The sequence below is a fragment of the Acinetobacter psychrotolerans genome (assembly GCF_048552595.1).
Taxonomy (GTDB): Bacteria; Pseudomonadota; Gammaproteobacteria; order Pseudomonadales; family Moraxellaceae; genus Acinetobacter.
Genome location: NZ_JBIMDK010000046.1, coordinates 1 through 906, shown reverse-complemented (window position 1 = coordinate 906; position 906 = coordinate 1). Strand labels below are relative to the sequence as shown.

The 906-nt window shown below is 39.0% G+C and carries 1 protein-coding gene; it reads left to right on the top strand.

All coding sequences use genetic code 11. The annotated features are described in order from the left end of the window. Positions 1 to 74 precede the first annotated feature (74 nt). Positions 75 to 906, top strand: an 832-nt coding sequence (locus ACG94X_RS16785) for a phage late control D family tail protein (protein WP_419384797.1), incomplete at its 3' end; no start/stop codon positions are given.

The following is a 906-nucleotide window of genomic DNA, read 5'->3' as shown; positions in this document are numbered from 1 at the left end:
AATTTAAATCAATATAGACGAGGAAGGCATTAATTTTGTAGAATAGTTAATAATTACTAATAAATATATATAGAATGTCTAATAATATTTACAATGCATTAGAGCAACTTGGGCTTACTGCACAAAAGCGTGCCATACATGTTCAGTTCAGCAATAGCTCATTGAATGATCAAGTATTCCTTCAGCGCATTGATGGGACGCATGAACTAAATTCAGGTGTAAATTTACAATTGATTTGCCTTTCAACCTCAGCAAACATTCCTTTAAAGCAGTTTATTGGTTCTCAAGTCGCAATTGATATAGTCAACGATAAATCAGAACTCAATCGAATTTCAGGTATTGTGACCAAAGCGGATATTGGCGCAAGTGATGGTTCACTCACCATTTATCGTCTCACCGTTGAAGACCCAACTGCATTATGGAAGCACCGTAGAAATTCCCGTGTTTTCATGAATAAATCAGTTGTCGATGTCATACAAATCATCTTTTCTGAATGGCAACAAAAAAGTCCATTGTTCGCTTCAAGCCTGACTTTCGATAAAAGCGGACTGACCAAAGAATACGATGTACGCCCATTCATTATGCAACAGAATGAACTTGATAGTGAATTTATTCAAAGGCTTATGGCTTCTGAAGGCATTAACTGGCTGATTGATGAAGCACAGTTCAAAGTATCCAGTTCAAGTGAACAAATCCAAGCGCAAAAACTACGCCTGATCGATGATAATGCACAATACAAAGCCTTAGATCGACGCAGTATTCGCTTTCATCGTAGCTCGGCTGTTGAACAAACTGATTCAATCACCAATTTTATCGGTCAGCGTAGCATTCAACCCACCGCAGTTCACATCCAACGCTGGCAAGCTGACGCACTTGAAACAGAAGAAGGCGCAGGCTCAGTCCAAA